The organism is Pseudomonas sp. BF-RE-21, from assembly GCF_019947305.1.
Classification (GTDB): Bacteria; Pseudomonadota; Gammaproteobacteria; order Pseudomonadales; family Pseudomonadaceae; genus Aquipseudomonas; species Aquipseudomonas migulae.
The window spans coordinates 57,698-72,673 of sequence record NZ_JAGYGF010000007.1; the positions used below are offsets into that span (position 1 = coordinate 57,698).

Annotated in this window: 12 protein-coding genes; 7 read left to right on the forward strand and 5 right to left on the reverse strand. The window is 61.9% G+C overall.

Annotation, left to right across the window (positions count from 1 at the left end; all coding sequences use genetic code 11):
* Positions 1-21: 21 nt before the first annotated feature.
* The 3 genes from KGB25_RS07635 to KGB25_RS07645 all read left to right on the forward strand — a co-directional run bounded on the left by KGB25_RS07635 (position 22) and on the right by KGB25_RS07645 (position 4,072).
* Positions 22-1,671 (forward strand): acyl-CoA dehydrogenase family protein, encoded by a 1,650-nt coding sequence (locus KGB25_RS07635; protein ID WP_223434723.1) that lies wholly within the window; start codon positions 22-24, stop codon positions 1,669-1,671.
* Between the two features lie 190 nt (positions 1,672-1,861).
* Positions 1,862-3,361: an AMP nucleosidase gene (gene amn, locus KGB25_RS07640; RefSeq protein WP_177318196.1), complete on the forward strand. Its 1,500-nt coding sequence runs from the start codon at positions 1,862-1,864 to the stop codon at positions 3,359-3,361.
* A 75-nt stretch (positions 3,362-3,436) separates the two neighbouring features.
* Positions 3,437-4,072 carry a pseudouridine synthase gene (locus KGB25_RS07645; protein WP_008035145.1) on the forward strand — a complete coding sequence of 212 codons (636 nt, stop codon included), beginning with the start codon at positions 3,437-3,439 and terminating at the stop codon, positions 4,070-4,072.
* Here the strand turns inward: KGB25_RS07645 and KGB25_RS07650 are convergent.
* Positions 4,067-4,276, reverse strand: coding sequence for a DUF2788 domain-containing protein (locus KGB25_RS07650; protein ID WP_007937369.1), 210 nt, complete (start codon positions 4,274-4,276; stop codon positions 4,067-4,069). The two genes, KGB25_RS07645 and KGB25_RS07650, sit on opposite strands and share 6 nt — an antisense overlap.
* A gap of 189 nt (positions 4,277-4,465) precedes the next feature.
* Positions 4,466-4,945 (reverse strand): Lrp/AsnC family transcriptional regulator, encoded by a 480-nt coding sequence (locus KGB25_RS07655; RefSeq protein WP_007894448.1) that lies wholly within the window; start codon positions 4,943-4,945, stop codon positions 4,466-4,468.
* Between the two features lie 435 nt (positions 4,946-5,380).
* Here KGB25_RS07655 and KGB25_RS07660 point away from each other — a divergent pair, with 435 nt between their 5' ends.
* Positions 5,381-6,409 carry a DUF6515 family protein gene (locus KGB25_RS07660; protein ID WP_223434724.1) on the forward strand — a complete coding sequence of 343 codons (1,029 nt, stop codon included), beginning with the start codon at positions 5,381-5,383 and terminating at the stop codon, positions 6,407-6,409.
* Here KGB25_RS07660 and KGB25_RS07665 read toward each other — a convergent pair.
* Together KGB25_RS07665 and KGB25_RS07670 are read right to left on the reverse strand one after the other, a co-directional pair.
* Entirely contained in the window at positions 6,394-7,302 is a 909-nt protein-coding gene (locus tag KGB25_RS07665) for a cation diffusion facilitator family transporter (RefSeq protein ID WP_207285489.1), read from the reverse strand. The two genes, KGB25_RS07660 and KGB25_RS07665, sit on opposite strands and share 16 nt — an antisense overlap.
* 29 nt (positions 7,303-7,331) lie before the next feature.
* Positions 7,332-7,751: a hypothetical protein gene (locus KGB25_RS07670; protein ID WP_008035153.1), complete on the reverse strand. Its 420-nt coding sequence runs from the start codon at positions 7,749-7,751 to the stop codon at positions 7,332-7,334.
* 109 nt (positions 7,752-7,860) lie between these two features.
* Here KGB25_RS07670 and hrpB point away from each other — a divergent pair, with 109 nt between their 5' ends.
* Entirely contained in the window at positions 7,861-10,377 is a 2,517-nt protein-coding gene (hrpB, locus tag KGB25_RS07675) for an ATP-dependent helicase HrpB (protein WP_223434725.1), read from the forward strand.
* Between the two features lie 237 nt (positions 10,378-10,614).
* Here the strand turns inward: hrpB and KGB25_RS07680 are convergent, their stop codons facing one another.
* On the reverse strand, positions 10,615-11,544 hold the full coding sequence (locus KGB25_RS07680) for a LysR substrate-binding domain-containing protein (RefSeq protein ID WP_008041256.1): 930 nt from the start codon (positions 11,542-11,544) through the stop codon (positions 10,615-10,617).
* Positions 11,545-11,769: 225 nt separating this feature from the next.
* On the opposite strand from KGB25_RS07680, the gene KGB25_RS07685 reads away from it, so the two are divergent.
* Complete coding sequence (locus tag KGB25_RS07685) at positions 11,770-13,260, forward strand: aldehyde dehydrogenase (RefSeq protein ID WP_223434755.1); 1,491 nt, start codon at positions 11,770-11,772, stop codon at positions 13,258-13,260.
* A gap of 21 nt (positions 13,261-13,281) precedes the next feature.
* The gene (locus tag KGB25_RS07690) at positions 13,282-14,652 is read left to right on the forward strand and encodes an aspartate aminotransferase family protein (protein WP_008041264.1); all 1,371 of its coding nucleotides are present in this window, start codon (positions 13,282-13,284) and stop codon (positions 14,650-14,652) included.
* Positions 14,653-14,976 lie beyond the last annotated feature (324 nt).

Genomic DNA, 14,976 nt, shown 5'->3' on the forward strand with positions numbered 1-14,976 from the left:
GCTGACCAAAGGAGCCCCGTCATGAACCTGCATCAGTTCGCCGAAACCCACGAAGTCACCAACCAGCCGCCGTCGCTGGACGGCGCCAACCTGTATCGCATCGACCTGCCTTTGCAGGAGTGGTCGCGGCGTTTCGGGGCCGGTTGGGCCGAGTCGCGGATCGACGCTTACGGCGCGCTGGCCGGCGGGCCGCTGATGGAAGCGGGGTTCCTGGCCAACGAGAACAAACCGGTGTTCAGCAGCCACGACCGTTACGGTCATCGCATCGATCTGGTGGAATTTCACCCGGCGTATCACGAGCTGATGCGCACGGCGATCGAGCACGGTTTGACCTCGCTGCCCTGGGCGCATCCACAGGACGGCGCCCATGTCGCCCGCGCTTCCATGACCTACCTGCACAGCCAGGCCGAAGCCGGCAGCGGTTGCCCGCTGACCATGACCTTCGCCAGTGTGCCGGCGATGCGCTTGCAACCCGATCTCGCCCGGCAATGGCTGCCGAAAATCCTCGCCACCGAATACGACCCGCGCAATGTCGGCATGGCCCACAAGGCCGGTGTCACCATTGGCATGGCGATGACCGAGAAACAGGGCGGCACCGATGTGCGGGCCAACACCACCAAGGCGTATCCGGTGGGTGCCAGCGGGCCGGGCCAGGCCTACGAACTGGTGGGCCATAAATGGTTCTGTTCTGCGCCGATGTGCGATGCCTTCCTCACACTGGCCCAGACTGACAAAGGTTTGACCTGCTTCCTGTTGCCACGCCATCGCCCCGACGACACGCGCAATCAGTTCTACATCCAGCGCCTGAAAAACAAACTCGGCAATTGCTCCAACGCCTCCAGCGAAGTCGAGTTTCGCGGTGCGCTGGCGTGGATGGTCGGAGAAGAGGGGCGCGGCGTTCCGACCATCATCGAAATGGTTGCCATGACCCGCTTCGATTGTATGGTCGGTTCCAGCGCCTTGATGCGTCAGGCGCTGACCCAGGCCAGTCATCACTGCGCTCATCGCAGCGTCGGCGGCAAGCTGCTCAGCGAACAACCGTTGATGCAGAACGTCCTCGCCGATCTGGCCTTGGAGAGCGAAGCCGCGTTGGCGTTGAGCCTGCGCATGGGCAAGGCGCTGGATCATCTGGATGACGGGCACGAAGCCAAATTCGCGCGCCTGGTGACCGCAGTGGGCAAGTACTGGATCTGCAAGCGCGCACCCGCGATGATCAACGAAGCCGCCGAATGCATGGGCGGTGCCGGGTATGTCGAAGACAGCATCCTGCCGCGCTTGTACCGCGAGGCACCGGTCAATTCGACGTGGGAAGGCTCCGGCAACGTGCAATGCCTGGATGTGTTGCGGGCGCTGTCGAAAGAACCGGGAGTGCTCGATGTGCTGTTCAGCGAGTTGGGTGATGGTCACGGCGACAAACGGCTGGCCGCACACATCAGCCAATTGCAGTCGGCGTTCAAGGACACCAGCGACATTCAGTATCGTGCGCGACAGCTCACCGAAGACATCGCGTTGGGGCTGCAAGCCAAGTTGTTGCTGGAGGCCGGCAATTCGGCGGTCAGCGATGCGTTCATCGCCAGCCGCCTCGGCGACGCCGGTCGGGTATACGGTGCGTTGCCGCGAGGGCTGGATGTCGAAGCGATCGTCGCCCGCTCGACCCCGCTAGGGTTTTGATCACGACTAAATGAACACTAAGGAAACCTGTGGGAGCGGGCTTGCCCGCGATAGCGGTCTGTCAGACAACATCTCTGTTGAATGTCAATCCGTAATCGCGGGCAAGCCCGCTCCCACAGGTTCAGTGGCGCCTCAGAATTGGTGCGCAACCAACACGCCACTGTTCCCGTGAAGCGACGATGCAGGCAAGATGAAGGCCTGCAAGTCAGAACACAGGATGCTGATCGTGACCGAAGCTTTTATTATCGTTCAAACCGCCGAGCAAGCCGTGGACCGGCTTGCTCACTTGCACAATCGCGCAACCACCGCACTGAGCCAGGCGCTCAAGCGTTACCTCAAGGATCGAGTTGAACCGGACGCCGAACAGCGTGCGATGTTTCGTTATCCTGAACTGCGTCTGACCTACCACTGCCAGGGCGAAGTCCCGCAAACCACCCGCGCCTACGCCAAGGTGCAGTTGCCGGGGACCTACAGCGTCACAGTCACCCATCCGGCGGCTTTCCGTAAATACTTGCTGGAACAGCTCGTGCCGCTGATGCACGACTTCACCGTGACCGTGGAAGTCGGCATCAGCCAGCAGAACATTCCTTATCCGTATGTGGTCGAGCAGGGCGATGAACTGGCCGGCTCCGGCGTGACCGCGGCCGTGCTGGCGCGGGTGTTCCCGAGTACCGACCTGTCGGCCGCCACCGATGGCATCGCCGACGGTTTGTACGATTGGGAAAACACCGACCCGCTGCCGCTGGCCCTGTTCGACGCCGCGCGGGTGGATTTCTCCCTGCGCCGCCTCGTGCATTACACCGGCAGCGACTGGCGCCATGTGCAGCCGTGGATTCTGCTGACCAACTACCACCGCTACGTTGACCAGTTCATTGTTCATGGCCTCGAGCAGTTGCGCAGCGATCCGCGTTTCGTGCGCATGGTGCTGCCGGGCAACGTGATCATCGAAAAGAGCATGGATCACGGCGAAGCGTCGGCGATTGCGGCCGGCGTGGTCTGGCATCGCTATCAAATGCCGGCCTATCACCTGATCGCCAGCGACGGTCATGGCGTGACCCTGGTGAACATCGGCGTCGGCCCGTCCAACGCCAAGAACATCACCGACCATTTGGCGGTATTGCGTCCGCATTGCTGGCTGATGATCGGTCACTGCGGCGGTCTGCGTCAGTCGCAGACCATTGGCGATTATGTGTTGGCTCACGCCTACATGCGCCGCGACGGGATTCTCGACCGGGTCGTGCCGCCGAACATTCCGATTCCGGCCCTGGCCGAGGTGCAGATGGCGTTGCAGCAAGCGGCGGCCAACATCACCGGTGAGAAGGGCGACGAGCTGAAGAAACGCCTGCGCACCGGCACCGTGCTGACTTACGACGACCGTAACTGGGAATTGCGCTGGGCCCAGGAACGTCCGTTGATCAACCTGTCCCGCGCCGTGGCGGTGGACATGGAAAGCGGCACCATCGCCGCGCAAGGTTATCGCTTGCGGGTGCCGTACGGCACATTGCTTTGCGTCTCGGACAAACCGCTGCACAGCGAAATCAAGTTGCCGGGTTCGGCCAACGCCTTTTACGAGCGCGCGGTCAGCCAGCACTTGAAGATCGGTATCGAGGCGGTGGACTTGTTGCGCACCGAACTCAACTCGTTGCACTCGCGCAAACTGCGCAGCTTCGACGAGCCGCCGTTCCGCTGATTGAGAGTTGTCATGGTCATTTGGCGGTCAGGGCACTAGCATTAGCAGCCCTGACCGTTAGATGTTCTCTTCGCCATGTCCCGTCCCCAACGCCCCGTGTCCCGCCGCCCTGGCGCGAACACCCCGTCATCAGCCCCGCGCCGTGTCGCCAAAGCGCCGCCGGCCGAGCCGAAGCTGATCCTGTTCAACAAACCGTTCGATGTGCTGACGCAATTCAGCGACGGTGAAGGGCGGGCGACGCTCAAGGATTTCATCGAGATTCCCGGGATTTACCCGGCAGGCCGTCTGGATCGTGACAGCGAAGGGTTGCTGCTGCTGACCAACGACGGCCAGCTCCAGGCGCGGATTGCCGACCCCAAGCACAAACTGGCCAAGACGTATTGGGTGCAAGTGGAGGGCGAGCCGAGTGCCGAGCAGTTACAGCGTTTGCGCGATGGCGTCGAGCTGAATGACGGCATGACCTTGCCCGCGCAAGCGCGGCAACTGGATGAGCCGCAACTGTGGCCGCGCAACCCGCCGGTGCGCTTTCGCAAAAGCGTGCCGACCAGTTGGCTGGAACTGGTGATTCGCGAGGGGCGTAACCGTCAGGTCCGGCGCATGACCGCAGCGGTCGGCTTGCCGACGTTGCGCCTGGTGCGAGTCAGGATCGGCGACTGGTCGATCGAAGGGCTCGATCAGGGCCAGTGGAAAGAAGTGCCGGCGCGCTTATAACGTGCCGGATTCGATCAGGCCGATCACCACGCTTTTGATCACGAACGCGGCCACGCCCAGACCGAGCACGAAGAACAGGATGAACGAGCCAAAGCGCCCGGCCTTGGATTTCTTTGCCAGATCCCAGACGATGAAACCCATGAAAATGATCAGAATGCTGACCAGCCCGGTCATCATCCACTCTTCGAATACTGCAGGATCCATCGGACATCTCCAGCGGGGGCGGGGCTAAAAGGCGCTGGAGTATACGGCATGGGGGATTGGTGCGGCATTGACCTGCGGCAGCGTGTCGCAGCTATTCGTCGCCTGTTCCGGCCCCTTCGCGAGCAAGCCTCGCTCCTACAAAGGCTCGCGCAAAACCTGTAGGAGCGAGGCTTGCCCGCGAAGGCGTCCTCAGCTACGCAGATGAGTCAGCGGCAGTTCGGTGCTGTTGAGCACCTGATTCAACACAAAACTCGACCGCACACTCGTCACCCCTTCAATCCTTGTCAGGTGCCCCAGCAGCAGTTTCTGGTAATGGTCCATGTCCGGCACCACCACCTTGAGCTGATAGTCCGCATCCATCCCCGTCACCAGGCTGCATTCAAGCACTTGCGGCAAGGTGCGAATCGCCGCTTCGAAATTCTCGAATCGCTCCGGCGTATGTCGGTCCATGCCGATCAGCACGTAAGCCGTCAGGCTCAGGCCAAGCATTTTGCGATCCAGCAGGGCCACCTGGCGGGTGATGTAGCCGTCGTCTTCCAGTTGCTTGACCCGGCGCGAGCACGGTGAAGGTGACAGGCCGATGCGTTCGGCCAGCTCCTGGTTGGAGATGCGCGCGTCGCGCTGCAATTCCGCCAAAATGCTCAGGTCGTATCGGTCGAGTTTGCTCATCAATCAGGCCTTTGTCATATCGATTGCGGCAGATTATCTATCCAGGGTTAAAAATTGCGCAAGTCATGTTTATTTGAGCAATCTTCGCAATCCTCTGCCGGCGCCCCAGGCCTATTCTTATCACCAGAATCACTGCTCGGACAAACAGTCCACAGCGACTCGCCCAATCAGGCCAGTCGCGGCCGCCACCCCCACCGGGGATGTGCCGGCCCCCGAGCTGCACACTGTCCAGAAGACGGCGTGAGGTGAGCCGACGTCATAAGCGTCGAGCACGGACGAAGTTCTCAAAGGGAGGCCGACGGGTCTCCCTTTTCTTTTGCCCGCAATTTTTCACCCGCCCTCAATAAATAAGTTGCACGACTGATAACCTGTTGCAGAACCGGCCTGTGCTTTCCCAGTCTTACGTACAGGCCCTAACCCGCAGTGAGGAAAAGCATGAAGTCGCGCATCTGGCGTTTGGCCGGTGTTGGTTTGCTGTGTGTCAGTGTCACTGCGCAATCGCTGGCCGATGAGCCGCAGAACCGGGGTCCCGACAATGGACAACGCGGTGACGGTCATCAGGGCAACAATCAGGGCCGTGGCGGCAACAATCAGCCGCGTCCGCAAAAAAACGACATCATTCGTGGCGACAACAGTCGTCAGTTCGAGAACAACGGCCAGTCGCGCAATGGCGGGCAGTGGCAAAACAATCAGCCGCGAGACAACCCGCCGCGCGACTTCAACAGTCCCGTCCGGCCACCACCGCCGCCGCCGCAATTGCCGGCCAACGACTTGCCGATCCAGGGCCGGCCCGACACCGTGCGCCAGACCCAGCAGCCGCAACGTGGTTACTATCAGGACATCCCGCGAAACAATGGTTACAACCAGCAATGGCAGACCGGCGGGCCGGGTTCACGTCCCGACGATCATCATTGGGCCGGTCGCCCGAATGGCCACGGTAACGGTTGGGGCCCAGGCCCGCAGTACCGTCCCGGGCATGTGATCGACCGCTTCCCGGACCGCGACTATCGCGTGCCGTATCGTGGGCAGGATTATTTCTTCTCCGGCGGCTACTGGTATCGCCCGCTCGGCCCGCGTTATGTCGTGGTGCAGCCGCCGCGCGGGATTCGCGTCAGCTACCTGCCTGATTACGCCCGTGAAGTGTGGATCGGCGGCGCGCTGTTGTTCCTGGCGGCGGGCTCGTACTACGCCTATCAGGAAAGCACTCAGGATTACGTGGTGGTCGAGCCGCCCGTGCAACCGCAACCGACCGGCAATGGCTATGACGTGGTGGCGTATCCCGCCAACGGGCAGTCGCCGCAGCAGGTCAATCAGGACGGCTACGAGTGTTATCAATACGCGGTGCAGCAGAGTGGCTTCGATCCGCGCACGGCCACCTACCAGCCGGATCCGTCGGTGGTGCAAGCCTACCGCCAGGCCCAGGGCAACTGCCTGAGCAGTCGCGGGTATCAGGTGAGTTTCTGATTTGCCCTGGCGGCCTTCACCACTTCCTGCGGGTCGGCGTGCACCAGCACCTCGGCTCGCGGGTACGCCGCGTGAATTGCATCGGCCGCCTGATCGCTGATGCCGTGAGCGACTGACAGGGTCAGCTCCCCCGGCAATTCCAGGTGCAATTGCACGAACCACTGGTTGCCGGACACCCGTGTGCGCAGGTCATGCGCGCCCAGCACCCCCGGTACGCTGCAGGCCAGTTCGAGCATGTGTTGGCTGACGTCTGGCGGCAATTCCTCGTCCATCAGCACCTTAAAACTTTCCCGGGCGATTTGAATGGCGCTCCAGAAGATGTAGGCGGCGATCCCCAGGCCAAACCACGCGTCCATCTGATGCCAGCCAACCCCGGCCAGCACCAGCGCAACCAGAATGCTGCCATTGAGCAGCAAGTCCGAACGGTAATGCAGGGAATCGGCGCGCACCGCGTTGGAGCCGGTGGCCTTGACGACCCGATGCTGCAACATCAGCAGGACCAATGTCAGCGCCAGGGAAAACACGATCACGCCGATGCTGATCCACGGAGCACCCACCGGTTCCGGATGCTTGAGCCGATCAAACGCCTGCAACGCAATCAGCACCGCACTGCCACCAATGAACAACGCCTGCGCCATGCCCGCCAGCGATTCGGCCTTGCCGTGCCCGTAACGGTGATCTTCATCGGCGGGGCGCAAGGCGTAATGCACTGCCAGCAGGTTGAGCAGCGAGGCGATACCGTCGAGGGCCGAGTCGGTCAACCCGGCGAGCATGCTCACCGAACCGCTCAACCACCACGCGATGGCTTTGGCGACGATCAACGTGCACGCCACCGCCACCGAGGCACGGGTCGCCAGCCGCAGCAGGCGGGCGTGTTCGGAGCTGGAAATCATAAGTGCGGCTATTCCTTTATGTGCACGGATTACGCGGCAGGTTGCAGGCCGAGCAAGGCCAGTTGCTGAGTGCTGCCCTTGTGTTGAATCAAACGTGGGTCGTCCAGCGGGAAGCTGCGGCCCAGTTCGGTTTCAAGAATAGTCTGCAATTTGTGGGTATCGACCTTGCCGTCGGCACCGATCGCTTCCTTGAGTTTTTCCGGCGCCACCTGCGCGGTCTCGCCCGGTGCGTAGTAAATCGCGCCGGTGGCGAAGTCCACGGCAAACGCGATCAGGCCGGGGATGATGTAGAACAGCAGGCCCACGGCATCCAGCGCGGCGATGGCCGGGTCAATCTTGCCTTCGATCTGCCCGCGGCGATCAGGGTAGAAGATCGAGCCGCAAGCGGTTACCTGGGTCAGCAAGGTGGCAACCAATACACCGCCAATCAGGCGAAAGGGAACACGCATATGAAATCTCCTGGGTAATTTCAAAACGAAAGGGCGTCTCTATGAATTAGGACCCTGATAAACGCCGAGCAGTTCGCCGTTATACTCGGCCCTCTGTTTGGGAGCCAGCATGATTTCTTTGCCGATTGATGAAGTTTTACCCGCCCTGCGTGAAGCCTTGGCGACACGCCACGAAGCCGTGCTCGAAGCACCGCCCGGTGCCGGTAAAACCACCCGTGTTCCATTGGCCCTGCTCAACGAGCCATGGCTGGCCGGGCAGACCATTCTGATGCTCGAACCGCGTCGGTTGGCTGCACGTGCGGCGGCGGAGCGCTTGGCCAGTGAGCTGGGCGAGAAGGTCGGTGAAACCGTCGGCTATCGCATTCGGCTGGACAGCAAAGTCGGGCCCAGGACGCGGATTGAAGTGGTCACCGAAGGCATCCTCACCCGGCGCTTGCAGGATGATCCGGCGCTGGAAGGCGTGGGCTTGCTGATCTTCGACGAATTTCATGAACGCAGCCTTGATGCCGATCTGGCCTTGGCCCTCAGCCTGAATGGCCGGGAACTGTTCCGCGATGATCAACCGCTGAAAATTCTTTTGATGTCGGCCACCCTTGAAGGCGAACGCCTGGCCGGGTTGCTCGATGACGCGCCGATCCTGCGCAGTGAAGGGCGCATGTACCCGGTGGCGATGCGCTGGGGGCGACCGTTCCAGCCCGGTGAATTCATCGAGCCGCGCCTGGTGCAAACCATCCTCGAAGCCTTGAACGATGAAACCGGCAGCCTCCTGGTGTTCCTGCCGGGGCAAGCGGAAATCCGCCGGGTGCATCAACAACTGGCCGATGCGCTGGGCGAAAACACGCAGGTGTTGCTCTGCCCGTTGCACGGTGAACTGGACCTCGCCGCGCAACGCGCCGCGATTGATCCAGCCCCGGCGGGCAAGCGCAAAGTGGTGCTGGCGACCAACATCGCCGAGACCAGCCTGACCATCGACGGCGTGCGTGTGGTGATCGATGCCGGGTTGGCACGAGTGCCGCGTTTCGATCCGGGCAGCGGCATGACCCGCCTCGACACGCAGCGCATCTCTCGCGCCAGTGCCACGCAACGTGCGGGGCGGGCAGGGCGGCTGGAGCCGGGCGTGTGTTATCGCTTGTGGTCGCAGGATCAACACGAGCAACTGGCGGCGTATGCCAGTGCGGAAATTCTTTCGGCGGACCTTGCCGGTCTGGCGTTGCAGCTCGGCCGCTGGGGCGTGACACCGACGCAACTGGTGTGGCTCGACGTGCCGCCCGCCGCCGCGTATGCCCAGGCTCAGGACTTGCTTGATCGCCTCGGCGCACTGGATGGCGAAGCGCTGACCCGCCACGGTCAGGCCATGGCCGAACTGCCGGCGCATCCGCGCATCGCCCATTTGCTGCTGCGCGGTCAGGCGCTGGGCTTGGCGGACATGGCGTGCGATGTCGCGGCGTTGCTCGGTGAGCGGGATATCTTGCGCGGTGCCGGCGCCGATCTGCACAGTCGACTGGTGCTGTTGTCCGGCGAAGAGCGTGCCGCACGCGGTGCTCAGGGCGGTGTTCAGCGAGCGCGGCAACTGGCGCGTCAATACCGTGGTTATCTGCGTGGCAAGGCGTCGGAACCGGTCAGCGATCCGGAGCATCCGCGCTGGCTCGGCGCCTTGCTGGCGCTGGCCTATCCCGACCGTGTTGCGCAACAACGTCGAGCGGGTGGTGCGGAATATCGCCTGGCCAACGGCCGTGCCGCGTTGTTCGCCGAAGCCGACAGCTTGATGAAACAACCGTGGCTGGTAATCGCCGATCTCGGCAGCCGTCAGGGGCAGCGCGAGGAACGGATTTATCTGGCGGCGGATTTCGATCCGGCGTTGTTCGATTCGGTGCTCGCCGAACAGGTGCGGGTGGTCGATCAGCTGGATTGGGACGAGCGCGAAGGCGTGTTACGCGCCGAGCGTCAGCGCAAGGTTGGCGAGTTGATCCTCAGCCGTGAACCGTTGACCGGGCTCGATGAAACCGCGCGCAGTCAGGCGCTGGTGAATCTGGTGCGGCGCAAGGGGCTGGAGCTGTTGCCGTGGACGCCGGAGTTGCGTCAGTGGCAGGCGCGGGTGGCGTTGTTGCGGCAGTTGGACCTCGCCAGCAAGGATCAGAGTGAGTGGCCGGATGTCAGTGATGCTGCGCTGCTCAAAAGCCTTGAGCACTGGTTGATGCCGTATCTGGGGAAGGTTTCGCGGCTCAGTCATTTTGCCAATCTGGATCTCTCAAGCATTGTTCATAACCTATTGCCGTGGCCGCTGCCGCAACGGCTCGATGAGCTGGCACCGCATCATTTGAGCGTGCCGTCGGGGTCGTCGATTCGTCTGGATTACAGCGAGCAGCCGCCGATTCTGGCGGTGCGGTTGCAGGAGTTGTTCGGTTTGGCCGAAACCCCGCGCATCGCTGGCGGGCGGCAGGTGGTGAAGTTGCATCTGTTGTCCCCGGCGCGGCGGCCGGTGCAGGTGACACAGGACCTGGCGAACTTCTGGCGCAGTACGTATGCCGAGGTGAAAAAGGATTTGAAGGGGCGGTATCCGAAGCATTACTGGCCGGATGATCCGTTGGTGGCTGAAGCGACCGCCCGAATCAAACCCCGGAAGTGAGGTGCCCCCCACCCTGTAGGAGCCGGCTTGCTGGCGATGGCGTCCGTCCAGTCAATAAATCAGCGGCTGACCCACCGCTATCGTCGGAACGCCGCCCGCAGCAAGCCGGCTCCTACAGGTTTGCGTTTGCCTTGATCCCTCATACATCCACGCACCTTGTAGGAGCCGGCTTGCCGGCGATGGGGCCCTTGGATGTTGCATCGGTCTTTCGGACGCCATCGCCAGCAAGCCGGGCTCCTACAAGGTCGGGTGTGATCTTTCGGCCTTGGCGGTGAGCTGTTCGCGGCAGTAATCGGCAAACAACTGCGCCGGTTTGGTCAACTGCCCGCGCTTCAGCCACGCCGCCACCAACCCCGAGCCGGTGACGTCTTCGACGATGTCCACGCACACCACTTTCTGCCCGTCGTAGGTGCACTCCGAGTGCGGGCGGGTGACCAGGATCGAGAAGCCGAACCCTTGGCCGACCATGCCCCGAACCATCTCGATCGACGGTGAGCTGAACGCAATGTTCGGCGACAGGCCCAGTTCTTCGAACAGGCTGACGAAGTAGGTCCGGCTCGGTTGCACGTCCAGCAGAATCATCGGCTCCAGGCACAGATCGCGCAGGGACACTTGCTTGAGTTGGGCAAAGCGATGATCCGCCGGCAGCAATGCATAAGGCCGCTGCGCCGGCATCAGGGGTTCAGTTTCGATGGTGGCGTCGAGGTCGTGTTCATAGAGGATCGCCAGGTCGAAGGTGCCCGAGGTCAGGCCTTGCACCAACTCCTGCTGTTCGCCGTCACGGATGCGGATTTTCACGCCGGGATACAGCGCCGAGAACCCGGCAATCAATTGCGGCAGGTACAGCGGCGCGACGGTTTCGAAGCAGCCGATGTCGATTTGTCCGGCCACCACGTCATTGTCGGCCAGGGCGTTCTGTTCGAACTCCTTGGCCATGCGCAACAGTTCCTGGGCCTTGCGGTAGAAGCGTGCGCCGCTGGGCGTCAGGGACACGCCTTGTGCGTGATGACGGATCAGCAATTGCACGCCGAAGCTGTCTTCCAGGCCTTTGATCGCCGTGGAAATGGCCGGCTGGGCGATGTACAGCTTGCGCGACGCCTCGGCAACGCTGCCGCATTCGACGGTGGTGATGAAGTACTTCAATTGACGCAGGTTGTAGGCAGCCACGGCAAACCTCGGGGTGGATGGACTCGACATCCAGCAATTTTTGCGCCGACTGCGTCCGTTCTGACGACGGTGTTGTTGTGCCTGAACAATAACCACATACCGCACGACCGGGGAGATGGGCTGCCCAGTTTTTTCATGGTCTGCGAAGACATTTTTACTATTTTTCCTCGACACGGGCCTGGGCCACCATCCAATTCACAAGAAAAGCCCATGGAGCATCTGAACGTGTTCGAGCTTACCTACTGGCAAAACAAGGCCGCTGCGCTGGCGTTTCCCGACCAGGCCCTGATTGATGGCAAACCCCGTTCGGCGAAGTCGGGACAAACCTTCGCCGCGATCAACCCGGCCACCGGCCAGCGCCTGGCCAACGTGACAGCGTGCGGTGATGAAGAAGTGAACGCCGCCGTCAAAAATGCGCGGCAGGTGTTCGAGGCCGGCACCTGGTCGGCGCGTTCGCCAAACGAGCGCAAGCAAGTGCTGCTGCGCCTGGCTGATCTGATCATGACCCACCGCGAAGAACTGGCGCTGCTGGATTCGCTGAACATGGGCAAGCCAGTGATGGACGCCTACAACATCGACGTGCCGGGCGCCGCCGGGGTGTTTCGCTGGTACGCCGAAAGCCTCGACAAACTCTACGACCAGATCGCTCCGAGCGCGCAGAACGTACTGGCGACCATCACCCGCGAAGCGCTGGGCGTGGTCGCCGCCGTGGTGCCATGGAATTTCCCGCTGGACATGGCTGCATGGAAACTCGCGCCCGCGCTGGCGGCAGGCAACTCGGTGATCCTCAAACCCGCCGAGCAATCACCGTTTTCTGCCCTGCGTCTGGCCGAGTTGGCGCTTGAAGCCGGCTTGCCAGCAGGCGTGCTCAACGTGCTGCCAGGCCTCGGTGAACAAACGGGCAAAGCCCTCGGTTTGCACCCGGACGTCGATTGCCTGGTGTTCACCGGCTCCACCGAAGTCGGCAAATTTTTCATGCAGTATTCCGCGCAATCGAACCTGAAACAGGTCTGGCTGGAGTGCGGCGGCAAGAGCGCCAACCTGGTGTTCGCCGATTGTCAGGACCTGGATCTGGCGGCCGAAAAAGCTGCGTTCGGCATCTTCTTCAATCAGGGCGAAGTCTGCTCCGCCAACTCGCGATTGCTGGTGCAGCGTTCGATCCATGACGAGTTCGTCGAGCGCCTCAAGGCGCAGGCCGAACGCTGGCTGCCGGGCGATCCGCTGGACCCGTCGAGCAGCGCCGGGGCGATCGTAGACAGCCGCCAGACCGCGCGCATCATGAAGTTCATCGAGCAAGCCCAGCGCCAGGGGGCGACCAAGGTGTGCGGCGGTCGGCAGTCGATTTTCAACGGCTCCGACAACTTCATCCAGCCGACGATTTTCACTCACGTGAGCCCGGACATGTCGCTGTTTCGTGACGAGGTGTTCGGCCCGGTGCTGGCGATCACCGCGTTCGATGACGAGGCACACGCCTTGCAACTGGCCAACGACAGCGTCTACGGCCTGGCCGCTTCGCTGTGGACCGACGACCTCAATCGCGCCCACCGTGTGGCGCGGCAATTGCGCGCCGGCACGGTGTCGGTGAACAGCGTCGACGCACTCGACGTGACGGTGCCGTTCGGCGGCGGCAAGCAGTCCGGTTTCGGCCGTGACCTGTCGCTGCACTCATTCGATAAATACACCCAGTTGAAGACCACCTGGTTTCAACTGCGCTAATAACAAAACGGAGAACTGGCGATGACCACACCACGTGAAACCCGCGACTACCAGGCCGCCGACGCTGCGCACCACATCCACGCATTCGTCGATCAGAAAGCGCTCAACGATGAAGGACCGCGGGTGATGGTCCGTGGCGAGCGTCTGCACCTGTGGGACAACGATGGTCGGCGCTACCTCGACGGCATGTCCGGGCTGTGGTGCACCAACCTCGGTTACGGCCGCAAGGACCTGGCGGCGGCAGCGGCTCAACAGCTTGAGCAATTGCCGTACTACAACATGTTTTTCCACACCACTCACCCGCAGGTGATCGAGCTTTCGGAGCTGCTGTTCAGCCTGTTGCCGGGGCACTACAGCCACGCGATCTACACCAACTCCGGCTCCGAAGCGAACGAGGTGCTGATCCGCACCGTGCGCCGTTACTGGACCATCCTCGGCAAGCCCGAGAAGAAAGTCATGATCGGTCGCTGGAACGGTTACCACGGTTCGACACTGGCGGCGACGGCGCTCGGCGGCATGAAGTTCATGCACGAAATGGGCGGCATGCTGCCGGACATCGAACACATCGACGAGCCGTACTTCTTCGCCCATGAAGGCAACCTGACCCCGGCTGAATTCGGCCTGCGGGCGGCGCAACAACTGGAAGCGAAGATTCTCGAACTGGGCGCGGACAAAGTCGCCGGGTTTATCGCCGAACCGTTCCAGGGCGCGGGCGGGATGATCTTCCCGCCAGAAAGTTACTGGCCGGAGATTCAGCGGATTTGCCGCAAGTACGACGTGCTGTTGTGCGCCGACGAAGTGATCGGCGGCTTCGGTCGCACTGGCGAATGGTTCGCCCATGAGCACTTCGGTTTCGAGCCGGACACGCTGTCGATTGCCAAGGGTTTGACCTCCGGCTACATCCCCATGGGCGGGCTGATCCTGTCGAAGAAAATGGCGCAGGTATTGGTGGAGCAGGGCGGGGTGTTTGCCCACGGCCTGACCTATTCCGGACACCCAGTGGCGGCAGCGGTGGCCATCGCCAACCTCAAGGCGTTGCGCGATGAGGGGGTGGTGACGCGGGTCAAGGACGACATCGGGCCGTACCTGCAACAGTGCCTGCGCGAAGTGTTCGGCAATCACCCGTTGGTGGGGGATATCCAGGGTGTCGGGATGGTAGCGGCGTTGCAGTTGGCTGAAGATAAAACCAGTCGAAAGCGCTTTGCCAACGAGAACGATATTGCCTGGCGTTGCCGCACGATTGGGTTTGAGGAGGGGGTGATTATTCGTTCGACGCTGGGGCGGATGATCATGGCGCCGGCGTTGATTGCCAGTCGGGAAGAGGTTGATGAGTTGGTTGGCAAGACGTTGAAAGCGGTCGATCGTACGGCGCAGGAATACGGCCGGCTCTGATGTAGCCGAAGGTCCTGCGGACCTTTTCGCGGGCAAGCCTCGCTCCTACAGGTTTATTGTCGGCCTCGGATTTTAGGCCTGACACATAACCTGTAGGAGCGAGGCTTGCCCGCGAAAGCTTTTACCGATTCACCCCACCTCTCACCTTTTGCACAAAGCCCGTGCGCCCCCACCAACCCCGCCCTTTTACCGCGCACGCTACCCAGTTTTTTCATCACTCCCACCGACATATTTCCTAATTTTCCTTCTCCCCACCTTGGTCCAACATCGACCTCGCCAGTCAGCCGAACACTGCCCACCCAAAGGTCCATCAGAGACCACCCG